The sequence below is a fragment of the Deinococcus sp. genome (assembly GCF_018260405.1).
Taxonomy (GTDB): domain Bacteria; phylum Deinococcota; class Deinococci; order Deinococcales; family Deinococcaceae; genus Deinococcus.
On the sequence record NZ_JAGLBG010000005.1, the window covers coordinates 1 to 16,357 of the forward strand.

General features: G+C 64.3%; 16 protein-coding genes and 1 pseudogene. 13 read left to right on the forward strand and 4 right to left on the reverse strand.

Annotation, left to right across the window (positions count from 1 at the left end; genetic code table 11):
• Positions 1–267: 267 nt before the first annotated feature.
• The 3 genes from folE to QZ269_RS01525 are packed head-to-tail and all read left to right on the forward strand — an operon-like array spanning position 268 to position 2,489.
• Entirely contained in the window at positions 268–861 is a 594-nt protein-coding gene (gene folE / locus QZ269_RS01515) for a GTP cyclohydrolase I FolE (protein WP_367272180.1), read from the forward strand.
• Between the two features lie 19 nt (positions 862–880).
• The gene (gene msrP / locus QZ269_RS01520) at positions 881–1,879 is read left to right on the forward strand and encodes a protein-methionine-sulfoxide reductase catalytic subunit MsrP (protein ID WP_291423554.1); all 999 of its coding nucleotides are present in this window, start codon (positions 881–883) and stop codon (positions 1,877–1,879) included.
• A 10-nt stretch (positions 1,880–1,889) separates the two neighbouring features.
• The gene (locus QZ269_RS01525) at positions 1,890–2,489 is read left to right on the forward strand and encodes a sulfite oxidase heme-binding subunit YedZ (RefSeq protein WP_291423556.1); all 600 of its coding nucleotides are present in this window, start codon (positions 1,890–1,892) and stop codon (positions 2,487–2,489) included.
• A gap of 63 nt (positions 2,490–2,552) precedes the next feature.
• Here QZ269_RS01525 and QZ269_RS01530 read toward each other — a convergent pair whose 3' ends face one another.
• Both QZ269_RS01530 and QZ269_RS01535 read right to left on the reverse strand, forming a co-directional pair.
• Positions 2,553–3,080, reverse strand: a complete 528-nt coding sequence (locus QZ269_RS01530; RefSeq protein ID WP_291423558.1) for a DinB family protein — start codon at positions 3,078–3,080, stop codon at positions 2,553–2,555.
• 6 nt (positions 3,081–3,086) lie between these two features.
• Positions 3,087–4,136, reverse strand: a complete 1,050-nt coding sequence (locus QZ269_RS01535) for a tRNA-dihydrouridine synthase (RefSeq protein ID WP_291423561.1) — start codon at positions 4,134–4,136, stop codon at positions 3,087–3,089.
• 152 nt (positions 4,137–4,288) lie between these two features.
• On the opposite strand from QZ269_RS01535, the gene QZ269_RS01540 reads away from it, so the two are divergent.
• From QZ269_RS01540 to QZ269_RS01550, 3 genes are all read left to right on the forward strand, one after another.
• On the forward strand, positions 4,289–4,795 hold the full coding sequence (locus tag QZ269_RS01540) for a GNAT family N-acetyltransferase (RefSeq protein ID WP_291423563.1): 507 nt from the start codon (positions 4,289–4,291) through the stop codon (positions 4,793–4,795).
• Positions 4,796–4,811: 16 nt separating this feature from the next.
• Positions 4,812–5,561: an acetylglutamate kinase gene (gene argB, locus QZ269_RS01545; protein WP_291423565.1), complete on the forward strand. Its 750-nt coding sequence runs from the start codon at positions 4,812–4,814 to the stop codon at positions 5,559–5,561.
• 70 nt (positions 5,562–5,631) lie between these two features.
• Positions 5,632–6,321: an HAD family hydrolase gene (locus QZ269_RS01550; RefSeq protein WP_291423567.1), complete on the forward strand. Its 690-nt coding sequence runs from the start codon at positions 5,632–5,634 to the stop codon at positions 6,319–6,321.
• A gap of 331 nt (positions 6,322–6,652) precedes the next feature.
• On the opposite strand, the pseudogene QZ269_RS01555 reads toward QZ269_RS01550, so the two are convergent.
• Positions 6,653–7,408 (reverse strand): annotated as a pseudogene (locus QZ269_RS01555) (NAD-dependent deacylase).
• 390 nt (positions 7,409–7,798) lie between these two features.
• On the opposite strand from QZ269_RS01555, the gene QZ269_RS01560 reads away from it, so the two are divergent.
• Positions 7,799–9,016 carry an adenylosuccinate synthase gene (locus QZ269_RS01560; protein ID WP_291423569.1) on the forward strand — a complete coding sequence of 406 codons (1,218 nt, stop codon included), beginning with the start codon at positions 7,799–7,801 and terminating at the stop codon, positions 9,014–9,016.
• 205 nt (positions 9,017–9,221) lie between these two features.
• Here QZ269_RS01560 and QZ269_RS01565 read toward each other — a convergent pair whose 3' ends face one another.
• The gene (locus QZ269_RS01565; RefSeq protein WP_291423571.1) at positions 9,222–10,673 is read right to left on the reverse strand and encodes an E3 binding domain-containing protein; all 1,452 of its coding nucleotides are present in this window, start codon (positions 10,671–10,673) and stop codon (positions 9,222–9,224) included.
• A gap of 483 nt (positions 10,674–11,156) precedes the next feature.
• On the opposite strand from QZ269_RS01565, the gene udk reads away from it, so the two are divergent.
• From udk to QZ269_RS01595, 6 genes are all read left to right on the forward strand, one after another.
• Complete coding sequence (gene udk / locus QZ269_RS01570; protein ID WP_291423574.1) at positions 11,157–11,771, forward strand: uridine kinase; 615 nt, start codon at positions 11,157–11,159, stop codon at positions 11,769–11,771.
• 89 nt (positions 11,772–11,860) lie between these two features.
• Entirely contained in the window at positions 11,861–13,765 is a 1,905-nt protein-coding gene (locus tag QZ269_RS01575) for a DUF5693 family protein (RefSeq protein ID WP_367272181.1), read from the forward strand.
• Complete coding sequence (csaB, locus tag QZ269_RS01580; protein ID WP_291423576.1) at positions 13,762–14,733, forward strand: polysaccharide pyruvyl transferase CsaB; 972 nt, start codon at positions 13,762–13,764, stop codon at positions 14,731–14,733. The genes QZ269_RS01575 and csaB overlap by 4 nt, the downstream gene beginning before the upstream one ends.
• 136 nt (positions 14,734–14,869) lie before the next feature.
• A complete protein-coding gene (locus QZ269_RS01585; protein WP_291423578.1) occupies positions 14,870–15,475 on the forward strand; it encodes a TetR/AcrR family transcriptional regulator in 606 nt (201 codons plus the stop codon).
• Positions 15,472–15,801 (forward strand): hypothetical protein, encoded by a 330-nt coding sequence (locus QZ269_RS01590; RefSeq protein ID WP_291423580.1) that lies wholly within the window; start codon positions 15,472–15,474, stop codon positions 15,799–15,801. Before QZ269_RS01585 ends, QZ269_RS01590 begins: the two co-directional genes overlap by 4 nt.
• Before the next feature lie 20 nt (positions 15,802–15,821).
• Complete coding sequence (locus QZ269_RS01595) at positions 15,822–16,280, forward strand: hypothetical protein (protein WP_291423582.1); 459 nt, start codon at positions 15,822–15,824, stop codon at positions 16,278–16,280.
• The last annotated feature ends 77 nt before the right edge of the window (positions 16,281–16,357 follow it).

The window sequence follows — 16,357 nt, forward strand, 5'->3', positions numbered from 1 at the left end:
ATTCTGCTCCAGCGATTGTGCGCCTGATGAAGAGGGCAGCATGGATACTCCGACGATATGGGCCTCAGACAGCCTCTCAGACCCCCACCCGTCACTGCCCGTAAGACTCCGGGGCGGTGGCGGTTTTTTGTGGCCTGGCTGGGCACGTACAATTGGGGCGCGTACAATTGGTTGGTACGGATTTTGCTACTCGCGTCCGCTCGGATTGAATCCAAAACGGCCCGGTTCAATCGGCGCTCCGTATTATTTGTGCCGGAGGACATCCATTTGAGCAAGTCTGAGCAACCACAGACCATTTCCGAACTCGAACCCTTGACCCGTGACTGGCTGGCCGCAGTAGGTGAAGACCCTGGGCGCGAGGGACTGTTACGCACGCCCCAGCGCGTTGCTAAAGCCTGGGCCTATATGACTGAGGGCTACGGGCAGACACTGGAAGAAGTGGTCGGAGAGGGGATTTTTGCCGCCGAGGGCAGTGAAATGGTCATTGTGAAGGATATCGAGTTTTATTCTATGTGTGAGCATCACATGCTGCCGTTTTATGGCCGGGCACATATAGCCTATATCCCCAACGCTAAGATTCTGGGCCTCAGCAAGTTTGCGCGGATCGTGGATCTGTACTCGCGCCGCTTACAGGTGCAGGAGCGCATTACCACGCAGGTGGCCGACGCCGTGCAGGACCTGTTGGCCCCCAGGGGCGTGGCTGTGCTGATGGAAGGCGTGCACCTGTGCATGGCAATGCGCGGCGTGCAAAAGCAGAATTCCTCGACCACCACCAGCGCCATGCGCGGCCTGTTTCGCAGCGACGCCCGCACCCGCGCCGAGTTCATGAGTGCAGTGCAGGGCACCTTGCGCGGGCGCTGAGCCGGGCACAATACAGGGCATGGCAAAACTCCCGGTGCAGCGTGAAGGCGACGAAATAGGCACGGATACGGCCCAGCCTGCCATTCAACCGCCCACGTCCCGCCGCGAGTTTTTGCGCTCGGCCACACTGTTTACGGCGACGGTAGCGGGGCTGGGCGGGGGCCTCGAACTGCTCACGCGCCGTCCCTCGGGGGCCGGGGCGGCAGGCAGCAGCGCCGCGCCTCTGGGCCGGGTCAAGCGTCCCTTGGGGCCTTACGACACCTCCGAGGCAGTCACGCCCTACGCGCAGGCCACGACCTACAACAATTTCTATGAGTTCGGCCTCGACAAGTCCGACCCGGCGCAGAACGCGGGTTCGCTACGCACGCGCCCCTGGACGGTCAGGATCGACGGAGAGGTGCGTAAGCCCCAGACCGTAGACATCGACACCTTGCAGTCCTGGTTTCCGCTCGAAAACCGCGTGTACCGGATGCGCTGCGTGGAAGGCTGGAGCATGGTCATGCCCTGGATGGGCTTTGCGCTCGCGGCCCTTATTCGCCGCGTCGAGCCGACAGGCAAGGCGAACTATGTCAGCTTCACGTCGCTGCACGACCCCGCACAGATGCCGGGCCAGCGTTCGGAGGTGCTCCAGTGGCCCTACACCGAGGGGCTGCGGCTGGACGAAGCCCTGCACCCACTGACTTTCATGGCGCTGGGCCTCGACGGGCGGGCGCTGCCCAACCAGAACGGGGCACCGCTGCGGCTGGTGGTGCCCTGGAAATACGGTTTCAAGGGCATCAAGAGCATCGTGCAAATCACGCTGACCAGCGAGCGGCCCGCCACAACCTGGGCGCTGGCGGCCCCGTCTGAGTACGGGTTTTACGCCAACGTGAACCCGGCGGTCGATCACCCGCGCTGGAGCCAGGCTACCGAGCGGCGCATCGGTGAGTTTTCCCGCCGCCAGACGCTGCCCTTCAACGGATACGCCGAGCAGGTGGCGCACCTGTACAAGGGGCTGGACCTACGCCGCAACTTCTGATGGTGGGGTCTTGAAGCGGCCCAGCCGCTGGAACTGGCTGGTTCCCGCCGTTAGCGTAGGCGGGCTGCTTCCCGCCGCAGTCCTGGCCGCAGACGCCGTGCGCGGCTTGCTGGGGGCCAACCCGATCAGGCAGGCGACCCACCAGACCGGGCAACTGGCCCTGATTCTGCTGCTGTTGTCGCTGGCCTGCACGCCGCTGCGCCGCCTGACGCACTGGCCCTGGCCCATCCGGATTCGCAGGGCGCTGGGGCTGCTCGCCTTTTTTTATGCTGCTCTGCATCTGGGTCTTTATCTGCTGGACCAGGACTTAAGCCTGTCGCAGATGGCCCAGGACATTCTGAAGCGCCCCTTCGTGACGGCGGGTTTTCTGGCGCTGCTGCTCCTGCTGCCCCTCGCGTTGACCAGCACGCCCCGCAGCGTGGCCCGGCTGGGGTTTGCCCGCTGGACCCGACTGCACCGACTGGTGTATCCAGCCGTAGGCTTAGCGACCCTGCACTACTGGTGGGGCGTCAAAAAAGACCACACCGGCCCGCTGATCGTAGTTCTGGGCCTGATCGTCCTGTTCGCGGTGCGCTGGCTGGTGCCGGACAAAAGAAAACGGAAGACCTGAGCGCCGCCTTCCGTTTGCCATTTGTGCCTCGTCGTCGGTACCATCACCGGGGTCGGTGCCGATTTACGGACTATTGGGGACCTCGGGACGAACGAAGCGCAGGTAATCAAGCCAGGGCGGAGTGTGGCCCAGTTGCCGGATCATCAAGACGATTTGCGCGGTATGACGCACTTCATGGGTCATGACGTGCCACAGCAGATGATCCAGCGTGGCCGTTTCGCTGGCCGGGTCGTCCTGAATCAGTTTGACCGGGCGGGTGAGGTCAGGCTGGCTGCCTAAAAATTCGCGGGTGCGGCGCGTCACCTCTTGGCTGTATTCGATAATCCAGTTAAGGTCATACTGTTCGGCACGCGGCCTGACCCAGTCATGCTGGTATTGGCCTTCGCGCTGCACTCCGTCCTGGCGGGCAATGGTATGAATCCAGTGGTCCTCGACATCGCTGATATGCAGCAGCAAGTCCTTAATGGAATGAAAACGCTCGCCGCTTTCGATCATGTCACGGTTCTGGTCAGCGGCAGGAAGTGCCCGCACAAAATTCCAGAGCTGCTCGCGGGATGCGGCCATGTAGGCGTAGTACTCTTGGGCGTTCATGATCGTTTAAGAGAATAGCGCGGGAGCAGCGCCGTCACGCGGTTGTGGCCCCATACATTTAGGTTTCTGCAAGTTGGCCAGCGGCTCCAGCAGGCGGCGCACGTCCTCGATGCGTTCGACCTGCACCAGCTCGGCATGCAGTTCGGGGCAATCCGGCAGGTATCCGGGCAGCACCTTACGCAGCGGTTTCATGCTGGCGTAGCGCATTTCGCCGGGGCGGTAGCGATCCGGGGCACTGTAGAACTGGTGTTGTAATTCGGCGTGCCTGAGCGCGGTGGCGGCCCGCTGAGCAGGGGTGGGCCGCTCCGGGTTCTCGTCGGCCAGCGCCCGGAAAATCCAGGGATTGCCTACCGCGCCGCGCCCGATCATGACTGCGGCCACGCCCAGGCGTTGACGTTCTCGGGCCTGCTCTGCGCTCAGGATGTCGCCGCTGCCGATCACCGGAGTCGGCACGCTGGCCGCGACCCGCGCAATGGCTTCCCAGTCGGCCTGCCCCGTGTACCGCTGGGCACTGGTGCGGCCATGTACAGTTATCACGGCGGCCCCCGCCTCCGACAACCCCTGAGCGATCTCGATACTCCGGTTGCTGTCCCAGCCTAGGCGAATCTTGGCGCTCACATCCAGGGTGGTGGCGCTTTTCATGGCGCGGATTAGGTCGAAGGCGACTTCTGGGGTCTGGAGCAGGCACGCGCCACCCTTACCGCGCACTTTGGGCACCGGGCAGCCCATATTCAGGTCTATGGCAGCGGGCGCAAACCACGCCTGGGCCTTTTGCACGGCGTCGGCCAGGATGTCCGGGTCGGCTCCGAACAGCTGCACCACTCGTCCCGTTTCGCCGGGGTACGGGCGGCCCAGATGCAGGCTCTCGTTTTCGCCGCCCAGCGCCAGCCCGCGCGCACTGATCATTTCGCTGACGGTCCAGAGTGCCCCCTGCTCGGCGGCCAGCTGACGCATGGGCGCGTCACTGTACCCCGCCATAGGCGCCAGTACCGCGCCGGGCCGGGCCAGGCGGCGGGCGTAAAAACCGGCAGCAGAAGTGGGTGGCACAGCGTTCATATTCCCTTAGGATAGCGCGGCTGAGCCAGTGGGCGAATGAAGGCAGTCTCAAGCCCGGCCAGTAAGTGAGTGGCATAAAACTGTCATAACGTCGGCGTATTCTCGACTTGTTGGTTAAACCAGCCGCCCGTCGGGTGGAAGGACTCACTACTTTGGAATTCACCCCTGTAGCCCTGCACCTCGCGCCTCTGCTGCACGCCTCCTATCTGGCGGCCCCAAACTATTTTGCGTTGCTGGGCAACCATACCCCCACGCTGCCCGAGGTCGAGGCCGACGTCGCCACGGCCATTCAAGACCCCCGGCGGCATCTGGAACTGCTGCATGACGACGCGGGGCAGCTGGTCGGCAGCCTGGATTACAAGTCCGACTACCCGCAGCCGGGCGACGTGACCATCAACCTGCTGCTGATCCACCATGACCGCCAGAACCAGAGCCTGGGGGCGCAGGCCATCCAGCAGTTCGAGGCGCGCCTGCCACGCGGCACCTGCCGCATCCTGGCCAGTGTGCTGGGCGACAACCCGCGCGGCGTGCGCTTCTGGGAGCGCCTGGGCTACACCTTTGAACTGGACGCCCGCCCCGCGATGACGTGGTACGCCAAACGGCTCAGGCCCGCTGCACCCGGCGAACAGGATCAGGTTGCGCGGCTGGCGCAGCCCTGACCGTTACACTCTGAGCATGATCGTCAAGTACGGTGGCAACGCCATGAAAAGCCTGGAGCTGCGGCGAGCGGTGGCCGCAGAAATCGCCGGTCTGCGCGGCACTTTTTCGGTGGTGGTGGTTCATGGCGGCGGCCCGGTGATCGAGCGCGAACTGGCCGCCCGCAACGTCGCCAGTGAGTTCCGGGGTGGCCTGCGCGTGACCAGCCCGGCTGCCATGGACGTGGTCGAGATGGCGCTGTGCCAGCTGAACAAGCAGCTTTCGCAGGACATCGGTCAGGCGGTGGGTCTGATGGGACGCGACTGCGAACTGCTGCGGGCCGAGGTACTGAACCCTGAGTTGGGCCGGGTGGGCCGCGTGACTGGAGTAAACGCCGAACTGATTCGCACACTTCTGGGCACCGGCCTGACCCCGGTGATTGGTAGCGTGGCTGTCGGGCCGGGCGGCGAAGCGCTGAACGTAAACGCCGATACCGCCGCCGGGGCAGTGGCGGGGGCGCTGGGTCAGGGCATCGTCTTTTTAACCGACGTGGACGGGGTTTACCGCGCCTTTCCCGACCCCGCGAGCCGCGCCGTGCAGCTGACCCGCGCCGAGGCCGAAGAGGGAATCGGTGCGGGCTGGATCGCCGGGGGCATGATTCCCAAGGTTCAGGCCGCGCTGGACGCGCTGGAACGGGGTGCGCCCCACGCCACCATTGCCAGCGGGATGCAGGCCGGGGTGCTGGCGGCGGCGGCGCGGGGCGAGGCGGGCACGCGGCTCATCCCCTGAAGCGGTTGGCAGGCGGCCAAAAGTGCGGGCCATGAGTCTGTTTTGACCGGAGGCCTTATAGACTGGCAAAATGACTCAGCCCGTGACCGTTCCTGCTGGCCTGCGGGCCATCATCTTTGACTTTGATGGCACCATTCTGGACACCGAGACCACCGAATTTCGCCGCTGGGAGGCCCTGTACCGCGAACATGGCCGCGAACTGGCCCTGAGCGACTGGCAGCGTGGGGTAGGCACCTGGGACGCCTTCGACCCCTGGGCTGGGCTACCCGAGCCGGTGCAAGGTGACCGCGCAAACGTGCAGGCCGCCCTGCATGAGCGCCTGCTGGCCGACATCCGCGCCCAGGATGTGCGCCCCGGCGTGCGCGAGGTGCTGCGGGCCGTGCAACCCGCCGGGCTGAAGCTGGCGCTGGCAACCAGCAGTGACCGCGACTGGGTGACAGGCTGGCTGTCGCAGCACAATCTGCTGGAACTCTTCCAGGCCACCGCGACCCGCTACGATGTGGCCCGCGTCAAGCCCGACCCCGAGCTGTACCTGCTGGCTGCCGAACGCCTGCGTGTGCGCCCAGCCGAGTGCCTGGCCGTGGAGGATAGCCTGAACGGGGCCACCGCCGCCGCCGCCGCCGGAATGCGTGTGGTGGTGGTGCCCAACGAGGTGACCCGCACGCAGCCCTTCGACCCGGCGTGGGGCCGCCTGGACGACGGCTTTGTGGGGGGGCTGGCCGGGTTGCTGGGGGCGGTTTCGGGGAATAGGAAAGGGTGATACGGACTAGCGATTGAACCGGGCACGATTGAACCAGGCACTTTTGGAGTCAATCCGGGCCGAGGAGAAAAAGATACGGGTTTCGCGCTAAGGCGGTACGGGCGGTGCCCGCTTGGGCAAAACGGACTCGCTTGAGCAAGCCTGCCCGCTTCTTGACCAAAACGGCACCCAGAAAGGGGCCTGGTCGCTTCCTACGGTCAGGATTTTTGCAGCGCCATGCGTGAAACGTTAGGCACGCGCCCCCTCTGTGCGAGTTGTACCAGTCCACACCGCAAAGTCCGTCTGTTGTTCCTCCTCGCGTCCGCTCGGAGTGATTCGGGCTTGAGCCGAATCAACCGCCCAGTTCGTATTCCCCTTCCAGCAAAAGCCGCAGCCCCTGCCCCGCCTTTTCGCGCAGGCTGAACGTCAGCAGCGGCGTCAGTTCGGTTTCGTCGGGGTTGATTTCAATGACGGTTGCGCCCCCTTGCACCGCTTCCAGGGCCAGCCCCGCCGCCGGGTAGACCACGCCGCTGGTGCCGACAATCAGGGCGACCTCGGCCCCGGCAAAGGCTTGCTGGGCAGCGTCTAGCGCCTCTGCGGGCAGGTACTCGCCAAACCAGACAATGTTGGGGCGCATCCGGTTGCCGTTAGGCGAAACGGGCGGGGTCTGCAACTGCGCGGGCGCGGGCAGTGGGAAAGTCTCGCCGGTCTTTTCGTCGCGGGCGCTGAGCAGGTTGCCGTGCAGCTCGACTAGGGCGCCGCCGTGCGTGCCGCTTCCGGCGCGGGCGTGCAGGCCGTCTACATTCTGGGTCGCCAGAAAAAACCCCGCGCCCTTTTGCGCTTCCAGTTCGGCCAGTAGGCGGTGGCCTTCGTTCGGTTGGGCCGCCAGCACGTCGCGTTAGCGCCCCGCATACCACTCCCAGACCACTGCGGGGTCGCGCTGGTAGGCGGGCGGGCTAGCCAGGTCTTCGGGCCTGAAGCGTGCCCAGTGGCCGGTCTGGGCGTCGCGGAAAGTCGGGATACCGCTCTCGGCACTGATTCCGGCCCCGGTCAGCACAGCGACGCGGCGGGCTTGGGCGAGGGCGGCGCGGGCTTCGGGCAGATTCATGGGGGAAGGATAGTGCGTGGTGCGCGGTTTTTGGGGCGTTTACGGAGGCCAAAGTTCACCGAACCGGAAGATAAGCTCTGGTGGCCCCTCAGGCAAACGCCATTTTGGGGGCAGCCCTACGAACTGCCGATTGAAACGGGCGGCTTTGAATTCAATTCCAGAGCCATGCCTTTGGCCGCTTGCCCCGCTGCTCACCCCTTTGGCCGGGCGACCACCTCCCCGACCCCGCTCACCTCCTAGACTGTCTACTCTGTACCGACCCCAAATCCGCTAAACTGAATTACGGTGCTGTGCGCCGTGCTTTTTTTTGCCTCCCAGCCGTTCTAAACCTTTAGACCGCCGTGGGTTGATGCGAGAAAAGTAAGTCTGGGCGTATGGCAGGAGGCTGAAATGCCCGGTATTGCAATTATTGGTGCCCAGTGGGGCGATGAGGGAAAAGGGAAGATCGTTGATTTCCTGGCCCCGGAAGCGAAATTTGTAGCCCGTTATCAGGGCGGGGCGAATGCCGGACATACTGTCAATGCAGGTGGCAAGACCTTCAAGCTTAACCTGCTGCCCAGCGGCGTGCTGCACGAAGGGGCAGTCTCGATTCTGGGCGACGGCATGGTTATCGACCCGGACAAGTTCATCGAGGAACGCCAAAACCTTATTGAGGGCGGTCTGAACCCTGACCTGCGAATCAGTGACCGTGCCCACCTGGTGCTGCCCCATCACAAATACGTAGACGGGCGCAAGGACTTCGTGGGAACAACAGGCCGGGGAATCGGCCCCGCCTACGCTGACCGTGCCCGGCGTGTGGGCATCCGCTTTGGCGACCTCGCCGATGAAAGCGTGCTGCGTCAGCGGGTCGAGCACCTGCTGGAGGCCAAGCCCAACAGCACCCGTGACGCGGGCTGGACCAGCGTGGAGGTGGCGCTGGCGGCCCTGGCCCCAATCCGCGAAAACCTGCTGCCCTTTGTCGCCGATACGGGCGCTTTGCTGCGCCAGGCCATCAAGGACGGCGAAAACGTGCTGTTCGAGGGCGCACAGGCCACACTGCTTGACCTCAACTACGGCACCTACCCCTTCGTGACCAGCTCGCACCCCACGGTAGGCGGCATTCTGGTCGGCGCGGGCGTGAGCCACAAGGCCATTCACAAGGTCTACGGCGTCGCCAAGGCGTTTAATACCCGCGTGGGACATGGCCCCTTTGTTACCGAAGTGCACGACGAGGCGGGCATCTTGCGGCTGCGCGGCGACGGTTCGAACCCCTGGGACGAATACGGCACCACCACCGGACGCCCGCGCCGCGTCGGCTGGCTCGACCTCGAACTGCTTAAGTACGCGGTGGACGTCAACGGCCTCGACGGACTGGTCATCAATAAAATGGACATCCTGAGCGGCCTCGACACCATTCCGGTGTGCGTGGGCTACGGCAGCGAGGGCCAGCCGATCATGAAACAGATGAAGGGCTGGGCCACGACCGATGGCGCGACCGACCGGGGCACCCTTGCCCGGGAAGCGCAAGCCTACCTCGACCTGATCGAGGAAACGGTGAATTGCCCGGTGGTCATCTTCTCGTGCGGCCCTGAGCGCGAAAAGACCTACGGCGCGGTGAGCTGGAACTAAACCGCGAAACCCGTACTTTTCCTTCTCGCCTCTACTCCGATTGAATCCAAAACGGCCCGGTTCAATCGGCAGTTCGTATCGGCCCACGTTGTCTGGCCCTGACTTCAAGAACTTCAGGAGCAGATAAGCGTCGCAACAGGTAAAAAGCGGAAGCCGGAGCCTCCGCTGTTCACCTGTCTGTCGTTTACCTGTACCTGTCTGTCGCTCAGACCAGCAAGATGACTGGTTTTTCGAGCGTCTGGGCCACGGCAGCGAGGAACTGCGCGGCCTTGGCCTGATCCACGTCGCCCTGAATGCTCAGTCCGGCGCGGCCACCCTCCACACGGCCCACGCTGAGGGTGGTGGTGTGGGGGTAGTGCAGGTCGTCGAGTTCCAGGGTTCCGGCGTCCACGATCAGCAGGTCGGGCTGACCGCTGAACAAAAGGTGGCTGGCCTGAAGCGCCTCGCGCAGGCTGCCTTCGCCGACGCTGTGGGCTTCGTTCGCCTGCACGTCCTGCATGGCGACCGTCTTGAGGCCCAGTGTGTCGGCGTGGCGCTGGGCGGCGCGGGCCACCAGGAGGGCCAGCGGCACGTCCTGCTCCAGGGCTTCGCTCAGCTGGCCGCGCAGGTCGCTCAGCTGGCTCACGTCGGCGCTGCGGCGCAGGTAGGTGCCGAACCACACGGCGTCGCGCGGCACTTCAGGGGTAGCAGCGGTGCTGGGGGCCGCAGGAACGGAAGGAGCGGGAGCGGGGCTGGCGACTGGTTCCGGCTCAGGGGTAAAGCTGGCGGCGGGGGTGGGCATGGCCGGGGCCACCGGCACAGCAATGCGGTTCTCAGCGGGGACCGGAGCTGTAAAGGCCGGGGCCGTGACTGCTGGCTCGGCGGGCGTGGCAGGCATGGCAGGCACAGTGGGCATGGCGGGCGTGGTCAAGGGCGTGCTGGGCGCGGTAAAAGCCGGGGCTGCCACCTCTGGAGCCTTTACCTCAGGCAGCTTGACTTCAGGAGCCGTGAAGCTGGGCGTGCTCACCTGCGGGGCCTGAATGACCGGGGCGGGCTGCACTTCGGGGGCGGGCACCGCAGCGGGCGCTTCTTCTTTGTGGTACAGGCGCGAGAGCAGGCTGCCCAGGCCTCCGGTAGCAACACCAGCCGCTCCGGTTGCCAGCCCCCCAGCGACACCCGGTAGAGTGCTGGACACTGGCGTGCTGGGGACACTCAGGCCCGCCGCACCGAACGCCGGAGCAACTGGGGCCACAGGCGCAGCGGTCGGCACCGGGACACTGACAGCAGGCGGAGGAACCACGTCGGGAGCGTCTTCGAGTTCAAAATCGTCGCTCGCCAGTGCAGGCGCGGACGTACCGGGAACCTGTGGGGCCGCAGGCTGCACACCCGCCGGGCGGCCCTGCTGCACGAAGTCGGTGATGTCGCTGTCGACTCCGGCGCGGCTCAGGGCCGACACGTCGAACATGCCTGCACCGGGGATGTCCTCACCGTTCCAGTCTGGGGGCGGAGCGTCTACGGGGGTCGAAGGCGGCTCGGCCTCGCCGCTCATAACGCGGGACAGGTAGTCCAGAATATCCTGCTCCACGATTTGGTCGCCTGCCCCTGTACCGTGCAGGTCCTGCCATTCGATGCCGTTCGCTTCTGCTAGGATTTTCGCCAGTGGCGCAATGCGTTCCATTATTTCTCCCTTCGCGCATACGAGTTCGTGGATCTGACCAGAGTTGTCTCTGTAACAGGCGTAGTGCGGTGGCAATTGAGCTTCACAGAGAATAGCGTGCCCGCTCACCTCTGACAGCCTTCTTTCAGTAGACCTCTTGAAAAAGTCGCCCGGTTAGTCTAACTAGGTTTGCTCCTACTCGCCCTGCTCGGCGAAAGCGGGGCTTCGGCGCGGCCCGACCCCTCACTTTTGCGGGAGGTTTAGTGGCCTGTGCCCTGGCTCCCACTTTTCCCTGAGGCGTCAGGGGTGACGGTGCTACCCTGCACCCAACTCTTGGCCCGGAGCACTGCACCAAAGAACACGGTGCTAGAGAACAAACACCGTGACGAAGAACGCCGCGCCAAACTGGTAGGGAGAAACGATGCTGATACTCGCAGAACAACACACACGCGGCCACAGGCCCAACCACCTGACCGATAAGCCGGTCGGTCACCCGGAGAGCGCATGACCGGCCCCTTCGTGATCGGGGTGGCGGGCGGCTCGGGCAGCGGCAAAACCACCGTGACCCGCCGCGTGATCGAAACTGTGGGGGCGCAGGGCGTGGCGGTGCTTAATCAGGATAACTATTACCGCGACCAGTCGGATATTCCCATTGAGGCGCGGCTGAAAACCAATTACGACCACCCGGCGGCCTTCGACTGGAAACTGCTGCGCGAGCACCTAGACGCCCTGCTGGCGGGCGTTCCCATTGAGATGCCCGAGTACGATTTCACCCACCACACCCGCGCCGGGGCGACCACACGGGTGCTGCCGGGCCGGGTCGTGGTGCTGGAGGGCTTTTTTGCCCTGTACGACGAGCACGTGCGTGAGCGGATGCACCTGAAGGTATTTGTAGACGCCGACGCCGATGTGCGCTTTATCCGGCGGCTGCTGCGCGATACCCAGGAACGCGGGCGCACCCCCGAGAGCGTGATCGAGCAGTACCTGCAATTCGTGCGGCCCATGCACCTGAGCTTTGTCGAGCCGACCAAGCGCTACGCCGACGTGATTATTCCGCACGGCGGCATGAATGAACCCGCCCTGGACATGCTGGCGGCCCGCATTCGCACCGCCGTCTAACGGCCCCCGCCTCTGTTCCGGCACAAGCAGCTGCCGGGTTATGCGCCGGGCATTTCCCAGCAGCTGTTAGGCGCTTTAGGATGTAAGCCGTGACCACTCCCGATCCGTACCTCCGTGCGGCGACTGAGCCTGCAACAGGGCCTGCACCACGTCCTGATCCAGTGCCAGCTCCCGACCCGGCGCCCACTCCCGATACGGTGCCGCCGACCCCCAGCTTCCACCCGCAAACGCCGCTGCTGCTGGGACTGGTGCTGCTTTCCTTTATTCCCGCCCTGATGTTGACTCTGCAACGCGTGTCTTACGAACGCTCCCAGAAAACCACTGCGATGGTTATGGACTACCCTGCCCTGGTCGTTCAGGCCCGGCGCTACGGCATGGAGCCGCAGGCGCTGCTCGACAAGTACAAGGCCCTGGGGATCAACGGCGTGGCGCTCTATGAAGACACCATTGCCAGCCTGCAACAGCGCGGCGACGTGTATATGCGCAAAGGCACCGACCTGGCCGCTGACTTTCCGGGCCAGGGGGTCAAAACCAGCGACGTGTACATGCGGGCCAGCCCGAACGCCTTGCGCCTGACGCAGCGCTACACCATTCCGACCACGGAAGTCACCATCGGCGGCCAGCGCTGGATCGACTGGCCCACCGACCCGAGCTACCTGCCCGCTGGCCCGAATACCAAGCTGGTGAACGACCTGAAGGCGCAGGGGCTGGTGCTGGCCTACCGCCCTTACACCGACGAAGCCGTGCCCGTGAGCAAGGTCGGCACTGACTGGCCGGACGTGCCCTACATCATCTTCACGGGTGACGAGGTCATCGGGGCCCGCACCCCCGAACTGCTGACCCAGGTCGACCAGTCACTGGGAAGCCGCCTGCCCGCCATCATCGAGGGCAACATTCAAAAGGGCCTCGACGAGTTGGTTCAGACGCACGGCGGCGCGAGGCTCTTTACCGTGGCCCCGAGCTGGCAAAACGCACTGAAGCCCGACCAGATCGCCAGCAAATACAACCTCGCCGCCCGCGAACGTGGACAGCGCCTGCTGTATTTCCGGCCCTACCCGACCATCAACGAAACGGTCGATCTGCTGACCCAGACCACCAGCCTGCTGAAAAACTCGGGCGTGACCGTCACGGCGCCCCGGATTCAGTTCTATAACCCCAGCTCGCTGCTTCAGGCCCTGAGCGTCATCGGGCCGGTCGTGGCGCTGGTGCTGCTAGCCCTTAGCTTTCCGCTGCGCCGCCTGGGGCTGGTACTGGCTGGCCTGACGCTGCTACTGGCGTTCGGGCTGAACGGGTTTCATCCTTTTGAGGGCGCGGCTCTGGTCGCTGCCGTGACCTTCCCGGCGCTGGGGCTGGTGCTGCGGCGCGGCAAGCTGACCGACTGGTTCCTGGCGACGGGCCTAAGTCTGATCGGGGTGTTCTTCGTGTCGGCGCTGGGCGCCACCCACAACAGTACGCTGGGCCTGCAACCCTTCAAGGGCGTGGGCCTGACGCTGCTGCTGCCCCTGCTGCTGGTGGCCGCCAGCTTCCTGCCCCGCCAGGACTTCCGCAAAACGGTGGCCGACGTGTACAACGCGCCGATCAAGTTCGGGGACATTCTGATCATGGGGCTGGGGCTGGGCCTGCTGATGATGGTCTACGAGCGGCGCGGTAACGCCACGGGCGGCAGCACTTCCGACTTCGAGGTCTCGCTGCGCCAGCACGTACAGGACACGATGGTCCGCCCCCGCTTCAAGGAAATGGGCGCTCACCCGCTGGGCATTCTGGGCCTCAGCGGGGCGCTGCCGGGCTACTTCGGGGCCCTGATGCTGCTGGGCGGCGTGATGGGCCAGGCGAGCATCCTGAACACGTTCTCGCATTTCCACACGCCCTTTTTGATCAGCGCGACCCGCTGTTTTATCGGCCTGGGAATCGGCCTGCTGGGCGGCCTGATCCTGACCTACCTGGTGCGGGCCGTTATCAAGCTGTGGCGCGGTTACGGCGCGGCCCAGGCATGAAAATTGTCGTCAGCGGCTACTACGGTTTCGGGAATACCGGGGACGAGGCGATTGCCCTGGCCATTACCCGCGAGCTGAAAAAACAGGGCCACACGCCCGTGCTGCTCTCGAACACCCCGGCCCAGACCGCGCAGTTGTACGGCTGCGAAAGCGTGGCCCGCATGCAGCCCCTGGCCCTGCTGGGGGCCATTAGCGGCGCTCAGCTGGTGCTGTCGGGCGGGGGCGGGCTGCTTCAGGACAAGACCAGCGCCCGCAACCTGACCTACTATTTGGGCATTATCCGCTTGAGCCGCCTATTGAGAAAGCGAGTCGTGGTGTTTAACCAGAGTATCGGGCCGCTTTCGCCTGCGGGGGCCGAAAAAGTCGCGGCTGCGCTTCAGGGTGTGCAGGCCATTGTGCGCGACCGGGGCAGCCTCGACACGCTGCGGAACATGAATCTTCAGGCCCAACTTGGCGGCGATCCCGCGCTGCTGCTGGCGGCGTCTGCCGGGCTGGAACGCGATCTGCACACGGTCATTATCGCCCCACGCGGCGACGTGACCGAGTCGCTGCCGGGCTTGCGGCGCACGGTCAAGCAACTGCGGCACAAGGGTCGGCGCGTCGTGGCCCTGAGCTTCATGCCCGACCACGACGACGCCGCCGCCAGATCACTGGACGCCGACGAGGTCATCAGCACCCGTGACCCACAGGTGGCGCTGGACACCATCGCCCAGAGCGGGTTCGTGATCGGGGTGCGGCTCCACGCGCTGATTCTGGCGGCGGCAGCCGGGGTGCCCTTTTGCGGCCTGACCTACGACCCCAAGGTCAGCGGCTTTTGCCACGACGCCGGGGCGTCCACCCACACCACTGACCCCGACGCCGATCTGCTGGCGAAGCAGGCCTATGACCGGATCACTCCAGACTGGGGGGCGGTCGAAGATATGAAGTTCCGGGCCATGCAGAGCTTCGCGGGGCTGAAGACCAGCTGATACGGACTGCGCTACATTCCGGCACACTTGGAAAGGCATCAAAGGTGCCTGTGCCGAGCAGCTCTGCCGGGGCCATACCGCGAACCCCGTAACCGCGTGGTACGCTACCGCAAGGTGCCCCGCGTGCCCGCCGACCATGACCGATACCCCCAGCAAACCCCGCCGCGAACAGATTCATGATGTCGCCAGTCGCCTTTTTTCCGAGCGTGGCTACCACGCCACCAGCATGCGCGATCTGGCGAGCGAACTGGGGATGCAGGGCGGGAGTCTGTACGCCCACATCAGCGGTAAAGAAGACCTGCTTATCGAAATTGTGAACGGGGCGTCGCGGCAGTTCGACGAGGCGCTGTTGGCCCTTCAGAGCGCCGATCTGCCTGCCGACGAAAAGCTGCGGGAGGCCATGTACCGCCATATTCAGGTCGTGGCCGAGAACCTGGAAAGCGCGACCGTCTTTTTCCACGAGTGGAAACACCTGTCGCCGGAAGCCTACCGCAAAGTGACCCACTGGCGCGACACCATCGATAATTTTTACCGCGAACTGATTACGCAGGGCATCCGGGAAGGGGTCTTTAGCCCGGGCCTGGACGTCCGAATGGCTTCCAACCTGATTCTCTCGGTGGTCAACTGGACCTACACCTGGTATCACCCTGGTGGCCTGCTAAGCCCACGGAACGTGGCCGACAGCTTTGCCGAAATGCTGCTGAGCGGCCTAAAAACACCCCTCCCGCAGGAGCGCCCATGATTCCACCAACGGTCACTGTCGCTATCCGTGAGGCCGTCAGACATGCCCAGGAGCGGGCTGCCCGCCTGGAACGCACGCAGCAGCTCGAAATCGGCGAAGACCTCTTTATCCGGGTTGCGCCGGGGGGCCGCAAATTTCTGCTGTTCAAGCTCGAAGGCGAACCCGAACAGAGTCAGGGGCAAGCCATTGCCGAGGCTCTGGGCCTGCGTGAACCACAATTCGGCTGGCACCAGGGCGCGACTTTACGCTCGCTTACGGTCGCCGAGCGCGACGAGAGCAACAACCACTCACACCGTACAGGGAGCCAGCACAGTAAATTTTCATGAGAGCGGCCCAAATTGAGGCTATGAACAAACTAGTCTTGACCGCTTTGCTACCCCTGCTGCTCGCCGCGTGTGGGATCGGTGGCACGCCCAAGAATTACGACGTGAGCGGCACTATTTCGGGAAAGCAGCCCAGCGGCGCGCTTAAAATGGCTGTGGTGGGCGTCAGCCTCGGCGGCGTGGTCAATACGGCTACGGGCCAGATCGCCATCAGTAGTCCCGACGGCAAAAAATTCAGCGTGGATTATCCCCTTAGCCCCGCTGACGGGCTGTATCAGGTCATCGCTTATATAGACGCCGACGGGAACGGCAAATACAACCTGGGCGAACTACGCACAGCCAACAACAACAAGTACCTTGCCTACGCCAAAAGCGGTGGCGGGCTGGCATCGCTCGTGGGCCTCAGAGCAGGGTGGAATTATGTGATCGGCACGGCAGTCACGCAGCCCAGCCGGATTACCGATTACGACCTGAGCTGGTAAGTCCCTCAAGAAGAAACTAAAGAAGAAAAAGGTGGCCCCCCTACAGGCCACCTTCTTCTTTTGAACTGTTTAGAGAC

What these genes read in the sequence shown, in the direction of transcription:
- msrP (WP_291423554.1), top strand. Translation starts at nt 881, where the DNA reads ATGGCAAAACTCCCGGTGCAGCGTGAAGGCGACGAAATAGGCACGGAT.
- QZ269_RS01530 (WP_291423558.1), bottom strand. Translation starts at nt 3,080, where the DNA reads ATGAACGCCCAAGAGTACTACGCCTACATGGCCGCATCCCGCGAGCAG.
- QZ269_RS01535 (WP_291423561.1), bottom strand. Translation starts at nt 4,136, where the DNA reads ATGAACGCTGTGCCACCCACTTCTGCTGCCGGTTTTTACGCCCGCCGC.
- argB (WP_291423565.1), top strand. Translation starts at nt 4,812, where the DNA reads ATGATCGTCAAGTACGGTGGCAACGCCATGAAAAGCCTGGAGCTGCGG.
- QZ269_RS01550 (WP_291423567.1), top strand. Translation starts at nt 5,632, where the DNA reads ATGACTCAGCCCGTGACCGTTCCTGCTGGCCTGCGGGCCATCATCTTT.
- QZ269_RS01560 (WP_291423569.1), top strand. Translation starts at nt 7,799, where the DNA reads ATGCCCGGTATTGCAATTATTGGTGCCCAGTGGGGCGATGAGGGAAAA.
- QZ269_RS01565 (WP_291423571.1), bottom strand. Translation starts at nt 10,673, where the DNA reads ATGGAACGCATTGCGCCACTGGCGAAAATCCTAGCAGAAGCGAACGGC.
- udk (WP_291423574.1), top strand. Translation starts at nt 11,157, where the DNA reads ATGACCGGCCCCTTCGTGATCGGGGTGGCGGGCGGCTCGGGCAGCGGC.
- csaB (WP_291423576.1), top strand. Translation starts at nt 13,762, where the DNA reads ATGAAAATTGTCGTCAGCGGCTACTACGGTTTCGGGAATACCGGGGAC.
- QZ269_RS01585 (WP_291423578.1), top strand. Translation starts at nt 14,870, where the DNA reads ATGACCGATACCCCCAGCAAACCCCGCCGCGAACAGATTCATGATGTC.
- QZ269_RS01590 (WP_291423580.1), top strand. Translation starts at nt 15,472, where the DNA reads ATGATTCCACCAACGGTCACTGTCGCTATCCGTGAGGCCGTCAGACAT.
- QZ269_RS01595 (WP_291423582.1), top strand. Translation starts at nt 15,822, where the DNA reads ATGAACAAACTAGTCTTGACCGCTTTGCTACCCCTGCTGCTCGCCGCG.